Genomic DNA, 22,684 nt, shown 5'->3' on the forward strand with positions numbered 1-22,684 from the left:
GCGCAAGCTACCAGATTGCGCGCGCGAGATGCCAGACATCTTGCGTCCCGGCCGTGGCCTGTGAAAAGCAGCCGATGTACGCAAGCCTCTTGCTTAATCCTGGCTGTAATAGTCAACTTGAGGGAACAATAATGCCAGGTCGGGAACGCCAGGGGAACGCGATGAGCTCGTTCGAGACCATCCTCGTGGAGAGGCCGGAGCCGGCGATTGCCCGGGTCGTGATGAACCGGCCCGACGCGCGCAACGCGCAGAACCTGCAAATGACCTACGATCTCAACGCCGCCTTCGACGAGGCGGTGCAGGACGACGCGGTCAAGGTGATCATTCTCGCCGGCAATGGTCCGCACTTCTCCTCAGGCCATGACCTGCGACCCGGCAGCAAGAATGAAGCGGGCGTGGATTTTCCGCCGATCGGAAATTGGGGCGGCTTCGCCGAAGCAAACGCCCATGGCCGCTTCGCGCGCGAGCAGGAGATCTATCTCCAGATCACCCGGCGCTGGCGCAACCTCGCCAAGCCGACCATTGCAGAGGTTCACGGCAAGTGCATCGCCGGCGGCCTGATGCTGGCCTGGGCCTGCGATCTCATCATCGCGAGTGGCGATGCGCAGTTCTGCGATCCCGTGGTCACCATGGGTGTCTGCGGCGTCGAATGGTTCGTGCATCCCTGGGAGCTCGGCCCGCGCAAGGCCAAGGAATTTCTGTTCACGGCCGACGCATGGAGCGCGCAGGAGGCGCATCAACTCGGGATGGTCAACCGGGTCGTGCCGCGCGCAGAGCTGTCATCCGCCGTGCTGGCGCTGGCGCGCAAAATCGCGTCAAAACCGTCCTTTGCGCTGAAGCTGACCAAGGAAGCCGTGAATCGTTCGGTTGACGTGATGGGCCAACCGGCTGCAATCGACCAGGCCTTTGCGCTGCATCAGCTCTGTCACGCGCATAATCTTCAGGAATTCGGCATGATCGTCGATCCATCGGGCCTACACCCCTCCGTCCGCAAGCCGCCGGCCGCCGCGGAGTAGACGGATGGATCTCAATCTCAGCGACGAGCAACGCCTGCTGCGCGAAAGCGCGGAGCGCTTCGTGGCCGAAAGCTACGATGCCGATCACCGCCGCAAGATGGCGAACGATCCGCTCGGCTTCAGTCCGGCGGTGTGGAAACAATTCGCAGAACTGGGCTGGCTGGCGCTGCCGATCGCGGAGGAGTGTGGCGGGCTCGGCGGCAGCGCGGTCGAGATCGGCATTTTGATGGAAGCCTTCGGCCGCGGGCTTGTGTCGGAGCCGTATATCGCGTCGGTCGTGCTTGGCGCCGCGTTGATCGAGCGATGCGGCAGCATGGCGCAGAAGCAGGCCATCCTGCCGAAGATCGCGGACGGATCGTTGAAGCTCGCGCTCGCGCATTCCGAGCGCGCGGCGCGGTTCGATCTTGCCAAGGTCGCAACCACCGCCCACAGCACGGCGCAAGGCTGGCGCCTGGCCGGTCGCAAGATTGCCGTGCTCGATGGCCACGCCGCCGACGAGATCATCGTCTCCGCGCATATCCATGATCATCAGGGCTCCTCCGGCCGCATCGGCCTGTTCCTGGTGCAGGCGACAACTCCGAGTGTTGCGATCTCCGACTACGAGCGCCTCGGCGGCGGGCGGGCCTGCAACATCGAGCTGTCGGACGTGCAACTGCCGGAGGATGCCTTGCTCGGCAACGGGCATGACGCGCTGCCGGCAATCGAATGGGCTGTTGATCGCGCCATGGCTGCGCTTGGCGCCGAGGCCGTCGGCATCATGCAGGTACTGCTGGATACTACGCTGGAGTACACAAAAATCCGGAAGCAATTCGGCCGGCCGCTCGCCGCCAACCAGGTGATCCGCCACCGCCTTGCCGACATGGCGGTGCAGGTCGACGAAGCGCGCTCGATGGCGTTGCGCGCCGCGCTGAAGCTCGACGCCGATCCGGTCGAGCGCGCGCGGGCCGCGTCGGGCGCGAAGGCGAAGATCGGCAGATCTGCGCGCTTCGTCGGCGAGCAGTCGATCCAGCTTCACGGCGGCATGGGCGTCACCGAGGAGCTCGAGGTCGGCGCCTATTTCAAGCGGCTGGTCGCGTTCGACACGCTGTTCGGCGGCAGCGCCCACCATTATGGCCGCCACGCCCGGCTTGGCCGCGCCAGCGTGCCGGCCTGATACAAGGAGCGCATCATGGACCTGTCGTTCAATGCCGAGGAGCGCGCCTTCCAGGACGAGGTGCGCGGCTTCATTGCCAGAAACCTCACCGAGGAGATGAAGCGCGCGACGGCGCTGACGCCGTCGGTGTTCTCCGATCCCGATATCGGCATGGCCTGGCAGCGCACGCTGCACAAGCAAGGCTGGGGCGCGCCGGGCTGGCCGGTCGAGCATGGCGGGCCGGATTGGACCCCGGCGCAGCGCTGGATCTTCGAGACTGAAAGCGCGCGGGCCGGCGTGCCCAATGTCAATGTGATGGGCGTGAAGATGGTCGGGCCCGTCATCATCGGCTTCGGCTCGGCGGAGCAGAAGAACTTCTACCTGCCGCGCATTCTGTCCGGTGAGGATTATTGGTGCCAAGGCTATTCCGAGCCGGGCTCCGGCTCCGATCTCTCCTCGCTGAAGACGCGCGCGGTGCGCGATGGCGACGACTACGTCATCAACGGCACCAAGATCTGGACCACGCATGCCCACCACGCCAATCGCATGTTCGCGCTGGTGCGCACCAGCGACGGGCCACGGCAGCAGGACGGCATCAGCTTCATCCTGATCGACATGAAGACACCGGGCATCACGACGCGTCCTATCCTCACCATCGGCGGCGACCACGAGGTTAACCAGGTATTCTTAGACGACGTGCGCGTTCCCGTGGCGAACCGCGTCGGCGAGGAAGGCAAGGGCTGGACCTACGGCAAGTATCTGCTCGAGTTCGAGCGCGGCTCCGGCATCGCCTCGGCGAAGCTGCGCGAGGGGCTGAAGGCGATCGCGGAGCTTGCCGAGTCCGATCTGACGGGCCGCGCGATCGACAGTCCCGACATCGCGACGCGCATCTCCGAAGTCGAGGTCGACATCGACGCGCTGGAGATGACCGAGCTGCGCGTGCTGTCGGCGCTGCAGACCGGACAGAATCCCGGTGCGGTGTCGTCGATCCTGAAGCTGCGCAACAGCGAGATCCGCCAGGCCGTGACCCGGCTCGGCGCCGACGTGATCGGCCATGACGCCCTCGCGGTCGAGCCGATGCGCCCGCTCTACAAGCTCAACCACGAGCCGGCGATGCCGGAGGAGATGCTGACGGTGATGCCGGAATATCTCAACGGCCGCGCCTATACGATCTTCGGCGGCACCTCGGAGATCCAGCGCGATATTATTGCGAAGATGATGTTGGGGATCTGAGGGGCACTGGCGCTACATTCTCACTGTCGTCCCGGTCTCACTGTCGTCCCGGCGAAGGCCGGGACGACGAGTTGGATTTGTGGCGACAGCCAGCACGACAATGGCCGCTAACCGCCCACCTTCGCATCCCGGATCGCCTGCCAGATCTTCTGCGGCGTCAGGGGCGTGTTGAGCTGGGTGATGCCGAGCTCGGCGAGCGCATCCATCACGCCGTTGGTGACGCAAGGGGGGCCACCGATGGCGCCGGATTCGCCGCAGCCCTTGGCGCCGAGCGGATTGGTGCGACAGGGCGCGGAATCGTCGAGCGTCACCACGATCGGCGGAACGTCGTCGGCGCGCGGGATGCAATAGTCCTGGTAGCTCGCGGTGAGCAGCTGGCCGTCGGCATCATAGGACACCCCCTCATACAGCGCCTGGCCGATACCCTGCGCCACACCGCCATGGATCTGTCCCGTCACCAGCATCGGGTTCACCGCGACACCGACGTCGTCGACCGTGGTGTAGCGCACGACCTTGGAGACGCCGGTCTCGGGATCGATTTCGACCTCGCAGATATGGGTGCCGTTCGGCCAGCTCGGACCGTCCACCTCGCCTTCGGAATCGACGCTGAGCTTTGCGCCGCCTTCTTTCTCGGCAATGTCGAACAGGCTGATGCGGCGGTCGGTGCCGACCACGGTGAGCATGCCGCCCTGATATTCAATGTCCTCGATCGAGGTCTCCAGCACGTTCGCCGCCTTCTCGCGCGCCTTCTGGATCAGATCGTTGGATGAGACCGCGACCGCCGTGCCGCCGACGAACAGCGAACGCGAGCCGACGCTGCCGAAGCCCGTCGCCAGATCGGTGTCGCCCTGGACCACGTCGATCTTGTCCATGGGGATGCCGAGCGTGTCGGAGATCATCTGGGTGTAGGTGGTCTGCAACCCCTGCCCCATCGCCATGGTGCCGGAATGCAGGACGACGCGGCCCTGCGCGGTCGCATGCAGGCTGACCTTCTCGGTGTGGGCGCGGCCGCCGGTCCATTCGATATAGGAGGTGAGCCCGCGGCCGTAGAGCAGGCCCTTCTTCTTCGCCGCCTTCTTGCGCGCGGCAAAGCCGTCCCAATCCGCAAGCTTCACGGCACGATCGAGCATGTGCGCGAAGGCGCCGGAATCGTAAACCTGCCCTGCAGCGTTGGTGTAGGGCAGTTGCGCCGGCTTGATGTAGTTGGCTTTCCGGATCGCGCGCGGGTCCATGCCGATTTTTCGCGCGGCCGCGTCGAACAGGCGCTCGACGATGAACACGGCCTCCGGGCGGCCCGCACCGCGATAAGCGCCGACCGGCGCGGTGTGGGTCATCACCGACTTCACCTCGAAATGTACCAGCGGCAAATCGTAGACGCCGGTCTGCACGAACGGCCCCAGCACCAGCGGGATGATGTTGGCCGCGCCTGAGGAATATGCGCCGGTGCAGCCGATCGAGCTGACGCGGTAGGCCAGCACCTTGCCCTTCTCGTCGAGCGCGAAGGAAGCTGTCGAGGTAAGATCGCGGCCGTGGGTGCCACCGACGAATTCGTCGGTGCGGTCGCCGCGCCAGCGGATCTTCCTGTTCAGCTTGGTTGCGGCATAGGCGACGATGCCGTCCTCGGGATAGAGGTTGGTCTTCTGGCCAAAGCCGCCGCCGATATCGCCGACCAGCACGCGAACGCTGTCCTTCGGACGCTTCAGCACGGCCTCGGCCAGCACGTCGCGGGTCGAGGCAGGCGTCTGCGACTGCACATGCAGCAGGAGGCGGCCGGACGTCTTGTCGATCTCGGCAATGGTCGAGCGCGGCTCCATCGCCGACGGCACCAGGCGCTGGCTGACGAGATCGAGCTCGACGGTATGCGCCGCCCTGGCAAAAGCCTCGTCCACCTTGGCGGCATCGCCGTAAGCCATCGCGCCGACGATGTTGTCGGGGGCCTCCGGCCACACCACGGGCGCGCCGGGCCTGACCGCCTCGACCGGATCGACCACCGCCGGCTGCACGTCATATTCGACCACGATCGCTTCGGCCGCGCCCTGCGCGTCGGCACGCGAGGAGGCCACCACGGCGGCCACGGCCTCGCCGGCATAGCGCACGACTTCGTGCGCCAGCAGGCGGCGTGGCGGCACCGTCATCGGCTTGCCGTCGGGGCGCTTGAAGATGCTCAAGGTCGGGATGACGCCGATGTCGTCCTTGACGAGGTCGGCGCCGGTATAGACCGCGGTCACGCCGGGCATCGCCGTGGCGGCGCTGGTGTCGATCGAGACGATCTTCGCATGGGCATGCGGCGAGCGCAGCAGGTACAACCACAGCGCGCCATCTTCCGGCTTGTCGTCGATGAACTGCCCCTTCCCGGTGAGCAGTCGCTGGTCTTCCAAACGCTTGACGGGCTGCCCCGCTCCGAAACGCAAATTGCCGGGAAGAATGTTCATTCCACCATGTCCTTGAAACCCAGAAAACGACCGCGGGGGTTTTAGCCGATTTTGCGGTCGATACAACCGAGCCGCGGCACATCTGCATTGCGTGTCACGCCCGCTTTGGCCGCAGATTGCCGGGTCAGGAGCGCTCTATGTCGATGATGCCCACATTGATATCACGGGTGTCCGAATCCCGCTTTACCGTGAGGCGAACGGTCTTACCGGCACCGGCCTGCTCGAGCGCATCAGTCAGGTCGGAGAGCCGCCGCACCGGCTTGCCTTCCACCGCGGTGATGATGTCTCCGACCGTTCCAGTCGACAAGTTGACACCGCGAATCCCCGCCTGTTCCGCAGGGCTGCCGGGGGCTGTCCGGACCACGATCACCCCTTGGACGCCAAGCCGCGTCGACACATCCTCGCTGGCGGCGACGATGCCGATGCCGGGCGTCGGCACGCGGCCATTGCGAATGAGCTCGGGGACAATCCGGTTCACGACGTCCACCGGCACCGCGAAACCGATGCCTGCATTCGAGCCGGACGGCGATATGATCGCAGTCGTGACGCCGATCAGCCGGCCGGCGGAGTCCAGCAGCGGCCCGCCTGAATTGCCCGGGTTGATTGCGGCATCCGTCTGGATGACATTGGCAATCTCCCGGCCGCCATGGGTCGGAAGCCTCCGCTTGAGGGCACTGATGATGCCGCTCGTCATCGACTGATCTAGCCCGAAAGGATTGCCGATCGCAAACGCGGATTGCCCGACTTTCAGGTCGGTCGAGCTGCCGAGAGCCACCTGCGGTGGAAGCTCGCGCACGCTGCGGATCCGCAGGACCGCAAGATCGTAATTGGGGGCGGTGCCGATCAGATCAACCCGAGCCACCTCTCCCGACGCAAAGCGCACCGCGAGCTCGCCGCCATTGGCCACGACATGGTTGTTCGTGACGAGATGCCCGTCGCGGTCCCAGACAAATCCCGTGCCGGAAGCGCCGCCCTGCCCCTCCTCTCCCATGACAGGAGTAGCGGCCGATCTCACCGCAACCTGGACAACCGAGGGCGACACTCGTTCGAAGATGTCGATGGTGGCCCTTTCGGCCTCGGACAGCGGACCACGTTGCTCGACGGCGCGCGCGGAGGGGGTTGTCCATGGCGCATGCTGGACCTTCACGGCAGTTACCACGAGCAGCAGGGCGGCAAAAGCCGCCGCAATGATTGCGTAGCGACGATTCATCAGTGATCACCGTGTCGTATGCTGAAGACGATCTCTCGAATGCACATGCCGGGAGGTGACAGAGCCAGCTCACGCAGCAACGTCGAAAATGAATGGAAGTTTCTCGAATCGGGCAGCTAAGGACGGTTCCGCTGCCCGTGCCGGGGCCCATTGCCGCGTGACAAACCGCTACGCCAGCTCCCGCAATGCCGCTTCTACGACCTTGCGCGCATCGGCGGTGAGAGCGGCCTGCGGCGGGACAGGATCGCCGACGTCGTACCCCTGGATGGCCAAGCCGGCCTTGATGCAGGCCGCCAGGTTGAAGCGGGCAAAAGCTTCGTTGATGCGCCACAGCCTGCGCTGGAGCGCCATCGCCTCGTCCCAGCGGCCGGCCTTGCAGAGGTCGTAGAGCGCGACGCTCTGGCGCGGAATGATGCAGGCGGGGCCCGCCATCCAGCCGAGGCCGCCGATCAGCATCACCGCGGCCGGGATATGGGCGGAGGCGGAGAACACCCGCAAGGCATCGCCGCAGCGGTTCATGATCGAGAGCAGCCGGCCGGTGTTGGTCGAGGCGTCCTTGATGTAGCCGATGCGCGGATGTTCGGCGAGGCGCGCGATGATTTCGAGGGTGAGATCGGAGCGCTGGAATTGCGGATTGGTATAGATGACGACGGGGATGTCCACGGCATCCGCGATGGCGCGGAAATAGGATTCGATCTGGGCGTCGGCGAGCGGGAAATACGCTTCCAGGATCGCCAGAATGCCGTCGGCGCCGAGCTTCTGATACGCCTTCGCCTGCGCCACCGCATCTGCCGTCGAGGTGGAGGCGACGCCCGCGACAACAGGCACACGTCCCCTTGCCGCCTCGATCGTGGTCTGCACGACCGCGGTGCGTTGGGCGGCGTTGAGATAGGCGAACTCGCCGGTCGAGCCGAGCGGGGTCAGACCGTGGACGCCCGCGCCGATCAGATCGTCGCAGAGCTTTGCGAGGACGTTCGTCCGCACCGCGCCATCGGCAGCGACGGGAGAGACGAGATAAGGGAAGACGCCGCGAAAATCGGACATGTCAGGTGTGAATCCCGGAAACTGGCTAGCGCCTGACGGTCTTACCAACGCTCGTGCCGGCGATCAAATCCTGATCAGCCGCACCCGCGTGCCCCAGGGATCGATCGCCTCAACGCCGTCCGCTAGCGCCGTGACTTTCGCGCCGCCCTTGCGCAGGCGCTCTTCCTGTGCGGCGAGCAGATCCTGCTTAGCTGTCACCAGCGAGAACCAGGCGAGCCCCGTTGTCTGATCGTCGCGTTGGCCGGCGCCCTCGCTCTGCCACACGTTTATGCCGAGATGATGATGGTAGCGTCCCGACGACAGGAACGCGGCGCCGTTGCGGCTGCGGGTCGGGTCGAGTCCGATCGTGCCGTGGTAGAAATTCTGCGCCTGCGCGAGGTCGCCGACGCGCAGATGCATGTGGCCGATGCGCATTCCGTCCGGTGCCTTGGCATAATCAGGCACGCGCGTATTGGTCAGCGACAGCAGGTCGGGAATGTCGAGCTCGTCGGCCGCCATCTTCACGCTGCCTTCGCTCCACTGCCATTGCGAGGGATCGCGGTCGGCATAGACCTCGATGCCGTTACCTTCGGGATCGTCGAGATAGACGGATTCGCTGACGAGATGATCGGCAAAGCCCGACAGCGGCACGCGATGCGAAGCGGCTGCTACCAGCCAGCGGGCCAAGTCCTTGCGGGTCGGCATCAGGAAGGCGGTGTGATAGAGGCCGGCGGCGTTGCGCGGCTCGATCTCGGCATCAGGACGGGCCTCCAGCACCAGCAGCGCGATGCCGGCCGTGCCGAGCTTGGCGGCGCTCGCCGAGCGTTCCATCACGGTGAGCCCGATCACGTCGCGGTAGTAGTTCGCAACCTTGTCGAGATTCTTCACCCGGAGCGTCACCATGCCGACGCGCATCGGCGTGCGGCTGGCATAGGTCGGACCGCCGCCCTGCGGTGTGCCCTCGGCGCGCGCCGCGCCCGCAGCCGCCATTGCGAGCGAGCTGGCGCCGGCGAGTTGAAGCAGGGTGCGGCGGGTAAGGTCGATGGTCATCAATCAGGGCTCGCAAAAAGGCTTGAGGCCGTACGGCACAAGGTCGAGCCGATTGCTACACGTTCCCGTGAGCGGCTCCAATCACATGTTCGTCGGCCGTGCTCTTACGGACCAGCTTCCCTGCTTATTTCCTGGCCATGCGGCCAGTTACGCGATCGCCCGCGACATCCCAGATTGAGGACAGCTTTACAGGAGCCTGCCATGACCGACTCAACTCCCCTGACTTCGCTGTCGTCCGCGCTCGCGGATATGGTGTCCCGCACCGCGCCGTCCGTCGTCGCCGTCCATTCGCATCGTTCCCGCGCCACCGGCTTCGTCTGGAAACCCGGCCTGATCGTCACCGCCGACGAGGCGCTGGCCGACGAGGGCGACGTCGAGATCGGCCTCCCCGACGGCAGCACCGCGGCCGCCACGATCGCCGGCCGCGACCATACGACGGATATCGCACTGCTGCGCGCCGATACGGCGATTGCCCCGGTCAAGCTGGCCACAATTGTGCCGCCCCTTGGCGCGTTGTCGGTCGTCGTCGCCACCAACCGCGATACGCCGAGCGCCGCGCTCGCGATGGTGTCGCAGTCCGGCAAGAGCTGGCGCTCCCTGCGCGGCGGCGACATCGACGCGCGGATCGAGCTCGACGTCCGCTTGCGCTCCAGCCAGCAGGGCGGCCTCGCGCTCGACGCATCGGGCGAAGCCTTCGGCATGGCCGTGCTCGGCCCGAGGCGTGTGCTGGTGATCCCGACAGCGACGATCGAGCGGGTCGCGGCCCAGTTAGAGGCGCGCGGCCGCATCGCACGCGGATATCTCGGCCTCGGGCTGCAGCCGGTCCGGCTCGACGACGGCGTCGGCGCGATGGTGATGAATGTCGACAAGGCCGGCCCTTCGGCGGCGGCCGGCATCCGCCAGGGCGACGTCATCGTCGCGGTCAACGACCAGAAGCTGTCCGGCGTGCGCGCGCTGTCGCGGACGCTGGGTCCGGCGAGCGTGGGCGCGGTGGTCGATATCGCGGCGCGCCGCGGCGGCGAGCCGGTCAGCTTCAAGGTCACGATCGGCGAGAGGCCGGCGGCGTGAGCGAGGACATCGCGCCCGAGATCGTGTTGGCTTTGGAGATCGACGATCCCGCCCTCGCCGATCGCCTGGCTGCTCTGCTCGGCAATATCGCCGGGCTTCGCCTCGCCGAACCCGGCGAGAAAGCCGCCGCGACGATTGTCACTCGCGATCCGCGCATCATGCCTGAGGACATTGCGCTGACGCAACGTGAGCTCGACGTGCTGGCGTTGATGGCGGAAGGCGGCTCCAACAAGATGATCGCGCGTCAGCTCGGCATTTCCGTCCACACGGTGAAATTCCATGTCGGCTCGCTGCTCGACAAGCTCGACGCTACCGGCCGCACCGATGCGGTGGCACATGCGGCCCGCCGCGGCGTGATCGAGCTCTAGGTCGGGTGCGGCGGGAAGCTGAGCTGGACCGTCAGGCCCGGCGCGTTGTCGTGCAGGGCAATCTCGGCACCATGGAGGCGAGCGACCGCGGCGACCAGGCTTAAGCCAAGGCCGTTACCCGGGGTGTAGCGGCTCTGCTCGAGCCGGTAGAAGCGTTTGAACACGTGATCGCGCTGATCCGCCGGAATGCCCGGGCCGTCGTCGGCGATCGCGATCGTCGCACCGCCGTCGGTGCTGCTGCAGGTGACGGTCACCTGCCCGCCTTTGCAGCCGTGCTTGATCGCGTTGTCGACGAGATTGGCGATAGCGTCGAACAGCAGGTCGCGATCGCCAATAATCGCCACCTCGCGATCGCCGCCGAGGCTGAGCCGCGTCGCAACCTGTTCGGCGGCGGCATCGTAGAGCTCGACGACCTCGCCGGCGATTTCGGCGAGATTGAGGGTGCGAAACGCACTACGGCGGGCGCGGGTCTCGATCTCCGAGATGCGCGTGATGGAGGCGAACATGCCGAGCACGGCGTCGAGATCGGCGATGGTGTCACCGATCAGCGCCGCGTCGGCCTCGCCATTGCGCGAGGCGTGATAAGCCTTTTCCAGCCGACCCCGCATGCGCGTCAGCGGCGTACGCAAATCATGGGCGACGTTGTCGCTGACCTGCTTGACCTCTCCCATCAAAGTCTCGATGCGGTCGAGCATCTGGTTGAGGTTTTCGGCGACCCGGTCCCATTCGTCGTGACTGCCGCGCAAGGGAATGCGCTGGTCGAGGCCCGACATCATGATGGCGCGGCTGGTGGCGTTGATCTCCTCGATCCGCCCGACCGTGCGGCGCGTCACCAGCACCGCGGCGAGCCCGGCGAGCACCAGCATCAGCACGGCGACAGCGGCCATTGCGAGCTCGATCATCGCGGTGAAGCCGCTGTGGTCGCCGGCATCGCCGACACGGCTCTGCACATAGGCGATCGTGCCGAAATAGACATAGGCCATGATCGCCGCGACGATCAGCCCGAACGCCGCGATCGCGATCAGCGCAAGGCGGAAGGTCGAGGAGCGGAGCGTTTTAGCCAGGAGCACGGAGACAATATCCGATGCCGCGGATGGTGTGGATCAGCGGATAGGCCTGGGCATCATCGACCTTGCGACGGACGCGTCCGACATAGACGTCGATGATGTTGGTGGAGGGATCGAAATGCAGATCCCAGACATGCTGGAGCAGCATCGCACGCGAGACGACGCGGCCCTCGTTGCGGACCAGATATTCGAGTAATTGGAATTCCCGCGGCAACAGCGGAATCTTCCGGCCGCGGCGGCTCGCGCTGCGTGCGATCAGGTCGATGGCGAGATCGCCGACCCGCAGGATCGTCTCCTTGGCGACGGTGTCGCTGCGCCGGCCGAGTGCCTCCAGCCGCGCCAGCAATTCGGTGAAGGAGAACGGCTTGACGAGATAATCGTCGCCGCCGGCCCGCAAGCCGCGCACGCGGTCGTCGACCTCGCCAAGTGCGGAAATGATTAGGAACGGCGCGGCGATGCCGTCGTCGCGCAACTGGCGCATCACGCTGATGCCGTCGATATCGGGCAGCATGCGGTCGATGGTGATCACGGCATAGTCGCGCGCGGCGCCATGGCTGAGCGCTTCGCGCCCGGTGGCGGCGAGATCGACGTCGTAGCCGGAAGTCGTCAGCTCCTCGACGAGCTGGCCTGCGGTTTCCGCGTCGTCCTCGACGACCAGAATGCGGCGGTGAGCTCCGGTCATGACAAACTCCGCGCGACGATCGCCACCAGACTATCCCGTTCCGGGGCTGAGCGGAACCGTCCGATGACGATCGCGACAATGGTGCGGTACGGCGATGCTAGTACCAAGAGTCTCCGCACACATTGACCCATTGCCACCCATAGGGCGTCAAGCTCCTGCGCCAGCAGCCGTCATAGTAGCCGGCATAGATGAAAGGTGCTCCGAAGAAGAAGCGATGGTGTTGCCGGAAGAAGGCATGGCGGCCGATGAAGGGCCTGCCGTGCCAGCCGGAGCCAGCGAAGCGCGGCCCGATCGCCGCATGCGCGAAACGTGCACCGCCAAAGCCCGGGCCGCCGAAACGGGCGCCGCCCATGCCGCCGACGCGCATACCACCGAAGCCACCGGTGTGCATGCCGCCGCCGAAGCCTCCCGTGTGCATGCCGCCGCCACCGAAATGCCCACCACCGCCGAATCCGCCATGACCGCCACCGCCACCGCCACCGCCTCTGGCAAGCACCGGTGAAGCGAGCGCCATCACCGCTGCGATCGTCACCGCGGTGAGGCCTTTGAGAATCCTGTTGTCCATCGAAGCATCCTCCGTGCTGCGCGACAATATTCTGCCGCGCGAGGAGGATCAGATGAGAGGAAGGGACAGGCGCCTTCAACTTACAAACGCGCCAGATTCTGACGCGGAAGTTAGGGAGACGCTGCTCTCTCACTCGCTCGCCCCGTTCTTGCGGGGAGAGGGTGGGGTGAGAGCGGGGAGAGGTTAGAAGCTACGCCCGCTTGCCGCCGTTTTTCTCGGCCGCGCGGCGCAGCGCTTCGGCGAGCGCACCGCCGCCGGAAGACTCCTGCTGGCGCGGGGCCGACGACGTCATGCGGGACGGGTTACGTGAGCTGTTATCCCGCTGCATGCCGGGCGCGTCCTTCTTGGCGCCGACCTCGTCGTCGAGCCGTAGTGTCAACGAGATACGCTTGCGCGCGACCTCGAAGTCTAGCACCTTCACTTTGACGATGTCGCCGGGCTTCACCACTTCACGCGGATCCTTGATGTAGGTCTTGGACATCGCCGAGATGTGCACGAGGCCGTCCTGGTGCACGCCGATATCGACGAAGGCGCCGAACGCCGCGACGTTGGTTACGGTGCCCTCGAGGATCATGCCCTTCTTGAGGTGCTTGATCTCCTCGACGCCGTCCATGAACACAGCTGCCTTGAAGGCCGGACGCGGGTCGCGACCGGGCTTCTCGAGCTCGCGCAGGATGTCGGTGACGGTCGGCAGACCAAACGTCTCGTCCACGAAGTCTTTCGGCTTCAGCGTGCGAACGATGTCGCTGCTGCCGATCAGCGCCTTGATGTCGCTCTTGGTGGCGCTGAGAATCCGGCGCACCACCGGATAGGCTTCCGGATGCACACCGGAGGCGTCGAGCGGGTCCTCGCCGCCGAGGATGCGCAGGAAGCCCGCGCACTGCTCGAACGCCTTGGGGCCGAGCCGCGGCACGTCCTTCAACGCCTTGCGCGACTTGAACGGCCCGTTGGCGTCGCGGTGTGCCACGATGCTCGAGGCGAGGCCGGAGCCGACGCCCGACACGCGCGCGAGCAGCGGAGCGGACGCGGTGTTGACGTCGACGCCGACGGCGTTCACGCAGTCTTCGACCACGGCGTCGAGGGATTTGGCGAGCTTGGCCTGGCCTAGGTCGTGCTGGTACTGGCCGACGCCGATCGCCTTGGGTTCGATCTTGACGAGCTCGGCGAGAGGATCCTGGAGCCGCCGCGCGATTGACACCGCGCCGCGCAGGGTGACGTCGAGGCCCGGCAACTCCTCCGAGGCGAACGCCGAGGCCGAATAAACCGACGCGCCGGCTTCCGACACCACGATCTTGGTCATCTTCAAGTCGGGCAGGCCCTTGACGAGGTCGGCCGCGAGCTTGTCGGTCTCGCGCGAGGCGGTGCCGTTGCCGATCGCGATCAGCTCGACACGATGTTTCAGCGCGAGCTTGCCGAGGATCGCAAGCGCCTCGTTCCACTGCCGCTGCGGCTCGTGCGGATAGATCACGGCGGTATCCACCACCTTGCCGGTCGCGTCGGTGACGGCGACCTTGACCCCGGTGCGGAAGCCGGGATCGAGACCCATGGTGACGCGGGTGCCGGCGGGCGCCGCGAGCAGCAAGTCGCGCAGATTCGAGGCGAACACGCGCACGGCCTCTGTCTCGGCCGCATTCCACAGCCGCATGCGCAGGTCGATGTTGAGATGCACCTGGATCTTGGTGCGCCAGGCCCAGCGCACGGTATCGATCATCCAGCGGTCGCCGGCGCGCTTAAGGTCGGCGATGCCGAACCGCTTCATGATCTTCAGTTCATAGACGCTCGGCACGCCGGGCGGCGATGGTTCGGCCTCGGCCTGGATCTGGAGATCGAGGATTTCTTCTTTCTCGCCGCGGAACATTGCGAGGATTCGGTGCGAGGGCAGCTTGGTCAGCGGCTCGGAGAACTCGAAATAGTCGGCAAACTTTTCGCCCTCGGTTTTCTTGCCGTCGCGCACCTTGGAGGTCATGCGCGCATTAGTCCACACCTCCTCGCGAAGCGCGCCGATCAGGTCGGCGTCTTCGTCGAAGCGCTCGACCAGGATGGCGCGGGCGCCATCGAGTGCCGCAGCGGCATCGGCAACGCCCTTCTCGGGATTGACGAAGGCTTCAGCGACCACCTTCGGATCGTTGTTGGGCTCGGCCATGAGCTGAAAGGCGAGCGGCTCGAGCCCGGCTTCCTTGGCGATCTCGGCCTTGGTGCGGCGCTTCGGCTTAAACGGCAGATAGATGTCTTCGAGGCGCGCCTTGCTGTCGGCAGCGAGAATGGAGGCCTCCAGCGCGGCATCGAGCTTGCCCTGCTCGCGGACCGATTCGAGGATGGCCTTGCGGCGGTCCTCGAGCTCGCGCAGGTAACCCAGGCGCTCCTCCAGCGTGCGCAATTGTGCGTCGTCGAGCGCACCGGTCGCTTCCTTGCGGTAGCGGGCGATGAAGGGAACCGTGGCGCCGCCGTCGAGCAGCGCCACTGTCGCCTCGACCTGCTCCGCCCGAACCCCAAGCTCCTGCGCAATTTTCTGGTTGATATTTACCACGCGAGAACCCCTCTATCCAAGCACGCATCGCGGAGGCGAACCACCGGCTGCGGGACGCCGCTTATGGACCAATCGGGGTTGATTCATCAAGGTGCGGCGGACGACCGTCGACAAGGGATTTTTTGTCGAAGCGATGCGATCTCGCCACAATCGTGGGTGCTACGCAGACGGCGCACGTCCTGCTGTCGTCCTGGCTTTCGCCAGGACGACGACGGGGATTGCCTCGACACCTTGACAGGCGCCCCGGTTCAGCGGCTGTTTTGTCTGCCGGACTCCTGAACTTCATGTGAGGATTATAATGCGGACGACATCGGTCGGCGTCTTCAAGGTCGCCACCAGAGGCCCCGGCGACGTCTCCGGATTGATGAGCATGATCGGCTCCGGCGCGATCGATCCGGCATCCATCCTGGCGATCCTCGGCAAGACCGAAGGCAACGGCGGCGTCAACGACTTTACCCGGGAATATGCCGTTGCCGCGCTGTGCACGGCGCTGGCGCCGCAGCTCGGGCTGTCGCCGCAGGAGGTCGAGCAACGCATCGCCTTCGTGATGTCGGGCGGCACCGAGGGCGTGCTCAGCCCGCACATCACGGTGTTCACGCGCCAGGACATTCTACAGCGCCCGGCAGGCCTCTCCGGCAAGCGCCTGAGCATCGGCATGGCGCACACGCGGGATTTTCTCCCTGAAGAGCTCGGCCGCTCCGCTCAGATCACGGAGACAGCCAAGGCCGTGAAGGCCGCGATGGCGGATGCCGGGATCGCCGATCCCGCCGACGTCCATTTCGTGCAGATCAAATGCCCGCTGCTCACCAGCGAGCGCGTCGAAGCGGCGAATGCGCGCGGTCACAAGACAGCGACGACCAGCGCCTACAGTTCGATGGCCTATTCGCGCGGCGCTTCCGCACTCGGCGTTGCGGTCGCGCTCGGCGAGATCGCAACCGGCGTTCGTGATGAGGACGTGCTGCGACGCTACGATCTGTTCTCGAACGTCGCCTCGACCTCGTCCGGGATCGAGCTCATGCATAACGTCGTCATCGTGCTCGGCAATTCGATGTCCTCGACGAGCGAATTCGAGATCGGGCATGCCGTGATGAGCGATGCGATCGACACCGCGGCGGTGCTTGCGGCGTTGGAGAGCGTTGGGCTCCGTGCCGGGCAACAGACGACGACCGGCAGCAAGCTTGTCAACATCTTCGCTAAGGCCGAGGCCTCCCCTGATGGCTGCGTGCGCGGCTTCCGCCACACCATGCTCGAAGATACCGATATCAGCTCGACACGCCACGCCCGGGCTGCCGTTGGCGGGTTGATTGCCGGCCTCGCCGGCACTGGTGCGGTCTACGTCTCCGGCGGCGCCGAGCATCAGGGCCCAGCCGGCGGCGGCCCGGTCGCGGTGATCGCAAAGTTCTCCAATTGATGCGCGCGCATGCAATTCGGGATTACCTCTCCATCCGGCGCAACCCTGCCCTTCGCGCCGCTCAGTTGATTAAAGTGTTCCTGTGCGAAACTAAGGTGGCGCCGCACGAAGAGGTTTGGATCGCATGACTTTCCCGATGAGCTGGAACGAATGGGCGCAGCACGATGGCGTGGGGCTGGCCGCGCGCGTCCGCAAGGGCGAGCTCACGGCAAAGGAGTTGGCGCGCCAGGCCGCCGCGGGCGTCGCCAAGGTCAATCCGGCACTGTCGGGCGTGGTCGAGCTGTTCGATGACGTGATCGCCGATCCGGCCAAGGACGGCGCCAATCTCGCCGGCCCGTTCGCAGGCCTGCCCTTCCTGATGAAGGACCTCGGCCCGACCATGAAGGGGCGGCTCCAGGAGATGGGCTCGCTGTTAATGCGCGGCAATCGCGCCAGCGCCGACACGTTCCTGACCGGCAAATTCCGCCAGGCCGGACTGAACCTGATCGGACGCACCACGACACCGGAGTTCGGCGTCTGCAGCTCGGCCGACAATCCGGCCGTCTATGTCACGCGCAATCCCTGGGACACCGACTACACCACCTGCGGCTCGTCGGCCGGGAGCGCCGCAATGGTCGCGGCCGGCGTGGTGCCGATCGCACACGCGACTGACGGCGGCGGCTCGATCCGCATTCCCGCCGGCGTCAACGGCAATATCGGCTTGAAAGTCTCGCGCGGCGTGTTCTCGCTCGCACCGCACATGTCCGATCTCACCGGCCTCGTCTCGATCCAGGGCTGCCAGTCGCGCTCGGTGCGCGACACCGCCGCCTTCGTCGACCATGCAAGGGGAGCGGCGCCCGGCGAATTCATGCCGTTCTGGACCACGGCGCAGCCTTATTCCGAGATGATCAAGCGCGACCCGTCAAAGCTTCGTATCGCGCTGTCGCACAGCTGGGGCGACTACACCGCGACGCCCGAGATCGCGGCCGAGCTGGCGAAGGCCGGCCGCTTCCTCGAAGGCCTCGGCCATCACGTCGACTACGCCCTGCCCGAACTCGAGTTCCGCGCCGCGTTCGAGGCGCAGACCACCTGCTACATCTCGAATTTTGCCGTGGTGATCTCCAACATGCTCGCCGCGCGCGGACTGGAACGGCCGCCGGAAGATCTCATCGAACCCATGAATATCCGGATCTGGGAAGCCGGCCGGCATACGAGCTTCGCCGAGCGGGCGAAGATGCAAGGCGTGTTCAACACGACCTCGCGCGCCTTCGGCGCCTTCTTCGAGCAGTGGGACGTGATCTTGACCCCGATCACGGCGCTGCCGACGCCGAAGGTCGGCACCCGGGAATATCTCACCATCTCCGACAACCCCGACGTGCTCGACTGGTTCGGCAATCTTTGGCGCTTCTTCGCCTTCACGCCGCTCGCCAATCTCTGCGGCATGCCGGCGATCTCGATGCCGATGGCCACGCAGGACCACGGCCTGCCGCTGGGCATCCAGGCGATTGCGAAGCAGGCCAATGACGGCCTCCTGCTGCAACTCGCCGCCCAGATCGAGCGCGCGCTCGACGGCAAGTGGAACGACGGCAGGAAGCCGAAGGTGCATGTGAGCTGAGCGAGTTGATCGCATTAACTTGCGATCCGCGAACGGCCTCAGTTCTTCACCGAGGGAATTTCCTCCGGCCGGGGCTGCTGCTGGCCCTGCTGGTACATTGCCAGCGCCTTTTCGAGCGCTTCGCGCAGAGCCAGCGCCGCGGCCACGCTGCAACGCAGATGCGCGGTCTGGACCACATCAACCCTGACGGCGGCGCCGACCGGCATCAGAAGGTTCGCCGCAAGCTCGATTTGAATCGCGCCGTTGTGGTGGCCGAAGCAGGATGCACCGTCGAAATAGATGATCGGCGCCCGCTCCGAGCTCGATGTCGAAATGATGACGGGCCCCTGGCTGGTGACGGGCGTTTCGGGATCGGCCATGGGCACTCCTTACGGCTGGTCGAACGAACGAGGCGCCCACCATCGTTGCTTCGGCCCGCCCTGTCGAGGCCAAACCGCCCCCGGCACCCACCGTGGGACGCGCATTCGGGGTTTTGCGCCGCGCCCGCCACTGGTCTAGAACGTCCTCATGTCCAGCTCACCGACCACACTTTCGTTCGAGGACCTCGCCGAGGCGATCAAGGGTCGCCGCTCCGATTACGGCCAGATCAGCGGGCTCCAGCTCGACCGCTTCGCACCGCGCGAAGCCTGGTCCAGCCTGCCCTACCGGCCGGTCTTTGTCGGTGACACCGAGACCGGCGTCCTGCATGGCGGGGTCGTCACCGCGATGCTGGACGAGAGTTGCGGCATGGCGGTGCAACTCGCGCTGGACGGCACAAGCGCGATCGCGACGCTCGATCTGCGCATCGACTATCAGAAGCCGGCAACGCCGGGCCTCGACATCAAGGCGCATTCGGTCTGCTACCGCACCACGCGTTCGATTGCCTTCGTGCGCTCCACCGCCTATCAGGAGTCCGAGGACGATCCGGTCGCGACCGCGACCGCCTGTTTCATGATCGGCGCCAACCGCACCAACATGCTCGCGGATCGCAGGATGGATTCGCCCGGCATCCCGAGGCTGGAGGCGCCGGACGATCCGGAAGGCCCGTTCGCCAACAGCCCGTTCGCACGCTGCCTCGGCATTCGCGTCAACGACGACGGCACACTGACGATGCCGTTCTCGCCAAAGATCATCGGCAATCCGATTCTGCCTGCGATCCATGGCGGCATGACCGGCGCCTTCCTCGAAACCACCGCGATCTTCGGAGTGGCCCGTGAACTCGGCGCCACCGCACTGCCCAAGCCGATCGGACTGACCGTCAACTATCTGCGCTCCGGCCGCGCGCTCGACACGTTCGCCAACGTCTCGATCGTGAAACAGGGCCGGCGCATCGTCGCCTTCGAGGCACGGGCCTGGCAGGACGATGCGAACAAGCCGATCGCCACAGCCTTCGGCCATTTCATGCTGCGGCCGACGCCCGGAAACGACGAGGAATAGGCGCATTTTCCCTTGACGGCCAAGGTCTGGGCCACAACGATAGCGCGTCCCCTCACGAGAGGTATTGGCTTGCGGCATCCGCTCGACATCATCGCCATGTTCGCCGCGCTCTGGCTGCTGGCAGCGATGGTGCTCGACGCGCTGACGCCGAAGGAGCTGACGACGGTGATGATCGGCATCGCCATCGGACCCGCCGTCGTCATCACCGCCGTGTTCTACTATCTGCGCTGCCCGCGCACCGATTTCGCGGTGATGTTCGCCGCGCTTTGGCTGATCTCCGACATCGGCATCGCGTTCATCTCGCCAACGCAGCTGCCCCACTTTCTGATCGCGCTCGGCTTCGTGCCGGCGCTGCTGATCGGGATCGTGCTGCACTGGCAACGCTTCCAGCGCCGCCATGAGCGGCTGCCCGTGCCATCGGTCAAGCGCGGCTAGCGCGGCAGCAAATTGGTCTTGGCGAGATCGACGACCTCGTCGCCGCGGCCGTTCATCACGGCGCGCAAGACCCAGAGGCTGAAGCCCTTGATCTGTTCGGGCGTGATGGTCGGCGGCATCGACAGCTCCTGCTTGGCGGTGACCACATCGAGCAGCGCCGGTCCGTGGTGGGCCAGCATCTCCTTCATCGCACCTGGAAGCTCGCCGGGATCCTCGACCCGCCTTGCGAAGATACCCATCGCGCGCGCCATCGCCGCGAAGTCCGGATTCTCCAGATCGACATTGGTGTCGACGAAACCGGCCGCCTTCATCTCCAGTGCGACGAAGCCGAGCACGCCGTTGTTGAAGATGACCACCTTCACCGGCAGCTTCATCTGCGTCAGCGTGATCAGATCGCCCATCAGCATGGTGAAGCCCCCGTCGCCGGAGAGCGAGATCACCTGCCGGCCGGGCTGCGCGGCCTGCGCGCCGATCGCCTGCGGCATGGCGTTGGCCATCGAGCCGTGCACGAACGAGCCGATCAGCCGGCGGCGTCCGTTCATCTCGAGATAGCGCGCGGCCCACACCGTCGGCGTGCCGACATCGGCGGTGAACACCGCATCATCGCTCGCATGGTCGCTGATGACCTTTGCCAGGTATTGCGGATGGATTGGTTTGCTGCCCGGCGTGCCCTTGGCGAGCGAGTCGAGGCCTTCGCGCGCCTTCTTGTAATGCGCGATCGCATCGTCGAGGTGCTTGCGCTGCGTCTTGGATTTCAGAAGCGGCAGCAGCGCCTCGAGGGTGAGCTTGACGTCGCCGACCAGGCCGAGGTCGATCTTGCAGCGGCGCCCGAGATTTTCCGGACGGATGTCGATCTGCGCGATCTTGGCATCGGTCGGGAAGAACTGCTTGTAGGGAAAATCGGTCCCGAGCATCACCAGCGCGTCGCAGGCGTGCATGGCGGCATAGCCGGAGGAGAAGCCGATGAAGCCGGTCATGCCGACATCGTAGGGATTGTCGTATTCGACATGCTCCTTTCCGCCCAGCGCATGCACGATCGGGCTCTTCAAGGCTTCCGCAAGCTGCATCAGCGGCGCATGCGCGCCGGCGCAGCCGCGACCGCAGAACAGGGTGATGCGTTCGGCGCCGTTCAGGAGATCCGCAAGCGCCTTCAACTCATCCGCCTGCGGCACAACCTTCGGCGCCGACAGCGCAAGGCCACGCGCCGTCGACAGCGCGCGCTTGGGTGGGCTGCGGAAGGCGACGTCGCCCGGCATGGCGACAACGGCGACGCCGCGCATGCCGACCGCCGCGCGGATCGCGTTTTCCAGCACGTAGGGAAGCTGACTCGGATCGGAGACCAGCTCGCAATAATGGCTGCACTCGCGGAACAGGTTTTGCGGATGCGTCTCCTGGAAATAGCCGCTGCCGATCTCGGCGGTCGGAATTTGCGCGGCGATCGCCAGCACGGGAACGCGGCTGCGATGGGCGTCGAACAGGCCGTTGATCAGATGCAGATTGCCGGGACCACACGAGCCCGCGCACACCGCAAGGCTGCCCGTCATTTCCGCTTCCCCGGCGGCGGCGAAGGCCGCGACCTCCTCGTGCCGGACATGGATCCATTCGATCGTGCCGCGCCGCCGCAGCGCTTCGGTCAGCGCATTCAGACTGTCGCCGACGATGCCGTAGATGCGCTTGACGCCAGCCTGTTCGAGCGTTGCCACGAACAGATCGGCTACATTGTTGATCGCCATGTCGGTCTCCTGATCTCGCTGGTGCAGCAAGATAGGATAACGTGCGACCGTGACGACATCACGGCTTGTTTATTGCCGCTTCAGTCTTTCGCAATCGCCCGATCGTAGGCCGCGATCGTCAATTTTGCGCGAGCGGCAACGTCCGTTACCGTCATGCCGGGCTTGTAGAGGTTGGAGCCCAGCCCGAACGCCGTCACGCCACCCTCGATGTACTCCGCGAAATTCTGGTCGGAGACGCCGCCGACGGCGGCGATCATCACGCCGGCCGGCAGCACGGCGCGGATCGCGGCGATGCCGGACGCGCCGAGCACGCTTGCCGGAAAGAACTTCAGGCCAGAGGCGCCGGAGCGCGCGGCCAGCAGCGCCTCGGTCGGCGAAAACACGCCCGGCAACGTGACCATGGCGTATTGGTGCGCACGCGTGAGCACCTGCGTATCGACATTCGGCGAGACCATCAGCTTGCCGCCGACATCGTTGAGCCGATCGACATCCGCTGTGGTCAGCACCGTGCCGGCGCCGATCAGCACGCCGGCCGGCGCGAGCTTGACGGCGGTGGCGATGGAGCGGAACGGATCGGGCGAGTTTAGCGGGATCTCGATCGCGGTCATGCCGGCCTCGATCAGCACGCCGACGATGGCCTGCGTTTCCTCGGGCTTCACGCCGCGCAGGATCGCAAGCAGTGGCCGCTTCATCGCCGGAAAGGGAACGCTCATTTCAACAGT

The 22,684-nt window shown here is 65.7% G+C and carries 20 protein-coding genes; 9 read left to right on the top strand and 11 right to left on the bottom strand.

Annotated features, from left to right (window positions below):
* The first annotated feature begins 161 nt into the window (after positions 1-161).
* From IVB50_RS14310 to IVB50_RS14320, 3 genes are read left to right on the top strand one after another with little or no spacing between them, the layout of a single operon-like run.
* A complete protein-coding gene (locus tag IVB50_RS14310) occupies positions 162-1,016 on the top strand; it encodes an enoyl-CoA hydratase (protein WP_204512297.1) in 855 nt (284 codons plus the stop codon).
* Between the two features lie 4 nt (positions 1,017-1,020).
* Positions 1,021-2,169 (top strand): acyl-CoA dehydrogenase, encoded by a 1,149-nt coding sequence (locus IVB50_RS14315; RefSeq protein WP_085360485.1) that lies wholly within the window; start codon positions 1,021-1,023, stop codon positions 2,167-2,169.
* Between the two features lie 15 nt (positions 2,170-2,184).
* Complete coding sequence (locus tag IVB50_RS14320; protein WP_247296119.1) at positions 2,185-3,381, top strand: acyl-CoA dehydrogenase family protein; 1,197 nt, start codon at positions 2,185-2,187, stop codon at positions 3,379-3,381.
* Between the two features lie 107 nt (positions 3,382-3,488).
* Here IVB50_RS14320 and IVB50_RS14325 read toward each other — a convergent pair whose 3' ends face one another.
* From IVB50_RS14325 to IVB50_RS14340, 4 genes are all read right to left on the bottom strand, one after another.
* Complete coding sequence (locus IVB50_RS14325; RefSeq protein ID WP_085349579.1) at positions 3,489-5,813, bottom strand: xanthine dehydrogenase family protein molybdopterin-binding subunit; 2,325 nt, start codon at positions 5,811-5,813, stop codon at positions 3,489-3,491.
* 124 nt (positions 5,814-5,937) lie between these two features.
* Positions 5,938-7,023: a trypsin-like peptidase domain-containing protein gene (locus IVB50_RS14330; protein WP_247296122.1), complete on the bottom strand. Its 1,086-nt coding sequence runs from the start codon at positions 7,021-7,023 to the stop codon at positions 5,938-5,940.
* A 168-nt stretch (positions 7,024-7,191) separates the two neighbouring features.
* The gene (locus IVB50_RS14335; RefSeq protein ID WP_018453659.1) at positions 7,192-8,067 is read right to left on the bottom strand and encodes a dihydrodipicolinate synthase family protein; all 876 of its coding nucleotides are present in this window, start codon (positions 8,065-8,067) and stop codon (positions 7,192-7,194) included.
* Positions 8,068-8,130: 63 nt separating this feature from the next.
* A complete protein-coding gene (locus tag IVB50_RS14340; RefSeq protein WP_085349580.1) occupies positions 8,131-9,096 on the bottom strand; it encodes a VOC family protein in 966 nt (321 codons plus the stop codon).
* Positions 9,097-9,297: 201 nt separating this feature from the next.
* Here IVB50_RS14340 and IVB50_RS14345 point away from each other — a divergent pair, with 201 nt between their 5' ends.
* On the top strand, positions 9,298-10,164 hold the full coding sequence (locus IVB50_RS14345) for a S1C family serine protease (RefSeq protein ID WP_018453657.1): 867 nt from the start codon (positions 9,298-9,300) through the stop codon (positions 10,162-10,164).
* Positions 10,161-10,532 carry a helix-turn-helix transcriptional regulator gene (locus IVB50_RS14350; RefSeq protein WP_007614569.1) on the top strand — a complete coding sequence of 124 codons (372 nt, stop codon included), beginning with the start codon at positions 10,161-10,163 and terminating at the stop codon, positions 10,530-10,532. Before IVB50_RS14345 ends, IVB50_RS14350 begins: the two co-directional genes overlap by 4 nt.
* On the opposite strand, the gene IVB50_RS14355 is transcribed toward IVB50_RS14350, so the two are convergent.
* The 4 genes from IVB50_RS14355 to IVB50_RS14370 all read right to left on the bottom strand — a co-directional run bounded on the left by IVB50_RS14355 (position 10,529) and on the right by IVB50_RS14370 (position 15,373).
* On the bottom strand, positions 10,529-11,602 hold the full coding sequence (locus IVB50_RS14355) for a HAMP domain-containing sensor histidine kinase (protein WP_018453655.1): 1,074 nt from the start codon (positions 11,600-11,602) through the stop codon (positions 10,529-10,531). The genes IVB50_RS14350 and IVB50_RS14355 overlap by 4 nt on opposite strands.
* Positions 11,589-12,281, bottom strand: a complete 693-nt coding sequence (locus IVB50_RS14360) for a response regulator transcription factor (protein WP_018453654.1) — start codon at positions 12,279-12,281, stop codon at positions 11,589-11,591. Before IVB50_RS14360 ends, IVB50_RS14355 begins: the two co-directional genes overlap by 14 nt.
* A gap of 97 nt (positions 12,282-12,378) precedes the next feature.
* The gene (locus IVB50_RS14365) at positions 12,379-12,846 is read right to left on the bottom strand and encodes a hypothetical protein (protein WP_085349581.1); all 468 of its coding nucleotides are present in this window, start codon (positions 12,844-12,846) and stop codon (positions 12,379-12,381) included.
* Positions 12,847-13,036: 190 nt separating this feature from the next.
* On the bottom strand, positions 13,037-15,373 hold the full coding sequence (locus IVB50_RS14370; protein ID WP_247296124.1) for a Tex family protein: 2,337 nt from the start codon (positions 15,371-15,373) through the stop codon (positions 13,037-13,039).
* Between the two features lie 298 nt (positions 15,374-15,671).
* Between IVB50_RS14370 and IVB50_RS14375 the strand changes: the two genes are divergently transcribed.
* Together IVB50_RS14375 and IVB50_RS14380 are read left to right on the top strand one after the other, a co-directional pair.
* Positions 15,672-16,784 (top strand): ring-opening amidohydrolase, encoded by a 1,113-nt coding sequence (locus IVB50_RS14375; protein WP_247296127.1) that lies wholly within the window; start codon positions 15,672-15,674, stop codon positions 16,782-16,784.
* A 124-nt stretch (positions 16,785-16,908) separates the two neighbouring features.
* Positions 16,909-18,378: an amidase gene (locus IVB50_RS14380; protein WP_247296130.1), complete on the top strand. Its 1,470-nt coding sequence runs from the start codon at positions 16,909-16,911 to the stop codon at positions 18,376-18,378.
* Positions 18,379-18,416: 38 nt separating this feature from the next.
* Here the strand turns inward: IVB50_RS14380 and IVB50_RS14385 are convergent, their stop codons facing one another.
* Positions 18,417-18,737 carry a hypothetical protein gene (locus IVB50_RS14385; RefSeq protein WP_204512303.1) on the bottom strand — a complete coding sequence of 107 codons (321 nt, stop codon included), beginning with the start codon at positions 18,735-18,737 and terminating at the stop codon, positions 18,417-18,419.
* Between the two features lie 148 nt (positions 18,738-18,885).
* Between IVB50_RS14385 and IVB50_RS14390 the strand changes: the two genes are divergently transcribed.
* The gene (locus tag IVB50_RS14390) at positions 18,886-19,794 is read left to right on the top strand and encodes a PaaI family thioesterase (protein WP_204512304.1); all 909 of its coding nucleotides are present in this window, start codon (positions 18,886-18,888) and stop codon (positions 19,792-19,794) included.
* 69 nt (positions 19,795-19,863) lie between these two features.
* Positions 19,864-20,229 carry a hypothetical protein gene (locus IVB50_RS14395; protein WP_166517536.1) on the top strand — a complete coding sequence of 122 codons (366 nt, stop codon included), beginning with the start codon at positions 19,864-19,866 and terminating at the stop codon, positions 20,227-20,229.
* Here the strand turns inward: IVB50_RS14395 and poxB are convergent.
* On the bottom strand, positions 20,226-21,962 hold the full coding sequence (poxB, locus tag IVB50_RS14400; RefSeq protein ID WP_204512305.1) for a ubiquinone-dependent pyruvate dehydrogenase: 1,737 nt from the start codon (positions 21,960-21,962) through the stop codon (positions 20,226-20,228). The two genes, IVB50_RS14395 and poxB, sit on opposite strands and share 4 nt — an antisense overlap.
* A gap of 80 nt (positions 21,963-22,042) precedes the next feature.
* Positions 22,043-22,675, bottom strand: a complete 633-nt coding sequence (locus tag IVB50_RS14405; protein WP_204512306.1) for a 2-dehydro-3-deoxy-6-phosphogalactonate aldolase — start codon at positions 22,673-22,675, stop codon at positions 22,043-22,045.
* Between the last annotated feature and the right edge of the window lie 9 nt (positions 22,676-22,684).

This window comes from Bradyrhizobium sp. 87 (assembly GCF_023073015.1).
In the GTDB taxonomy this organism is placed as follows: Bacteria; Pseudomonadota; Alphaproteobacteria; order Rhizobiales; family Xanthobacteraceae; genus Bradyrhizobium; species Bradyrhizobium canariense_D.

What these genes read in the sequence shown, in the direction of transcription:
- IVB50_RS14310 (WP_204512297.1), top strand. Translation starts at nt 162, where the DNA reads ATGAGCTCGTTCGAGACCATCCTCGTGGAGAGGCCGGAGCCGGCGATT.
- IVB50_RS14315 (WP_085360485.1), top strand. Translation starts at nt 1,021, where the DNA reads ATGGATCTCAATCTCAGCGACGAGCAACGCCTGCTGCGCGAAAGCGCG.
- IVB50_RS14320 (WP_247296119.1), top strand. Translation starts at nt 2,185, where the DNA reads ATGGACCTGTCGTTCAATGCCGAGGAGCGCGCCTTCCAGGACGAGGTG.
- IVB50_RS14325 (WP_085349579.1), bottom strand. Translation starts at nt 5,813, where the DNA reads ATGAACATTCTTCCCGGCAATTTGCGTTTCGGAGCGGGGCAGCCCGTC.
- IVB50_RS14330 (WP_247296122.1), bottom strand. Translation starts at nt 7,023, where the DNA reads ATGAATCGTCGCTACGCAATCATTGCGGCGGCTTTTGCCGCCCTGCTG.
- IVB50_RS14335 (WP_018453659.1), bottom strand. Translation starts at nt 8,067, where the DNA reads ATGTCCGATTTTCGCGGCGTCTTCCCTTATCTCGTCTCTCCCGTCGCT.
- IVB50_RS14340 (WP_085349580.1), bottom strand. Translation starts at nt 9,096, where the DNA reads ATGACCATCGACCTTACCCGCCGCACCCTGCTTCAACTCGCCGGCGCC.
- IVB50_RS14345 (WP_018453657.1), top strand. Translation starts at nt 9,298, where the DNA reads ATGACCGACTCAACTCCCCTGACTTCGCTGTCGTCCGCGCTCGCGGAT.
- IVB50_RS14360 (WP_018453654.1), bottom strand. Translation starts at nt 12,281, where the DNA reads ATGACCGGAGCTCACCGCCGCATTCTGGTCGTCGAGGACGACGCGGAA.
- IVB50_RS14365 (WP_085349581.1), bottom strand. Translation starts at nt 12,846, where the DNA reads ATGGACAACAGGATTCTCAAAGGCCTCACCGCGGTGACGATCGCAGCG.
- IVB50_RS14375 (WP_247296127.1), top strand. Translation starts at nt 15,672, where the DNA reads ATGCGGACGACATCGGTCGGCGTCTTCAAGGTCGCCACCAGAGGCCCC.
- IVB50_RS14380 (WP_247296130.1), top strand. Translation starts at nt 16,909, where the DNA reads ATGACTTTCCCGATGAGCTGGAACGAATGGGCGCAGCACGATGGCGTG.
- IVB50_RS14385 (WP_204512303.1), bottom strand. Translation starts at nt 18,737, where the DNA reads ATGGCCGATCCCGAAACGCCCGTCACCAGCCAGGGGCCCGTCATCATT.
- IVB50_RS14390 (WP_204512304.1), top strand. Translation starts at nt 18,886, where the DNA reads ATGTCCAGCTCACCGACCACACTTTCGTTCGAGGACCTCGCCGAGGCG.
- poxB (WP_204512305.1), bottom strand. Translation starts at nt 21,962, where the DNA reads ATGGCGATCAACAATGTAGCCGATCTGTTCGTGGCAACGCTCGAACAG.
- IVB50_RS14405 (WP_204512306.1), bottom strand. Translation starts at nt 22,675, where the DNA reads ATGAGCGTTCCCTTTCCGGCGATGAAGCGGCCACTGCTTGCGATCCTG.